At 43.6% G+C, this 528-nt stretch carries 1 protein-coding gene; it reads left to right on the top strand.

The features are described from left to right. A partial coding sequence (locus SQ11_RS18310; protein WP_368730368.1) for a hypothetical protein occupies positions 1–525 on the top strand: 525 nt, incomplete at its 5' end. Positions 526–528 lie beyond the last annotated feature (3 nt).

Genomic DNA, 528 nt, shown 5'->3' with positions numbered 1-528 from the left:
CACGAACCGGATGGCAGCAAGATGCACGAACCGGAACCTTCGATTTCGCACAAAGCCCAGCCCCATCCCGCTGCCTGCCAAAATCAGCGGGAGACTGCCGATGACAAACAGTACGAACAGAAAATGAATGACAAGTACGATATCGGCCATTTGCTGAATACTTTTGCGAAATTACCCATCCAAAAACAACAATACAATAAACGTATTCTACTGGGTTATTTCTGGATATTTGTGCCTGCCGGTATAGTTATTGCGCTTATATGTCGCATCCCGTCTGTTTCCGGCTCATCTTCAGCGCTGTACCAGAATGAATTGAACGTACTGACCGGACACCCTTTACCCGAAAGGCAAGTTGCTTCTCCTTGCCAGGATTTCTATTCTGCCTTTAATCAAAATCAGATATTTTTGCGATTATTCAGCAGTATTTCTGCCTCGCCATCCGATTTATGTATAATAAATTTTAGAAAAAAGGGCGTTTATTTTTCCTGTACGCGGTTAGTGTTAGTAAAACGATGCCTCCGATAAATG

This window comes from Nitrosospira sp. NpAV (assembly GCF_000832065.1).
In the GTDB taxonomy this organism is placed as follows: Bacteria; Pseudomonadota; Gammaproteobacteria; order Burkholderiales; family Nitrosomonadaceae; genus Nitrosospira.
The sequence above is the reverse complement of the archived record's forward strand: the minus strand, read 5'-3'. Positions and strand labels throughout refer to the sequence as shown.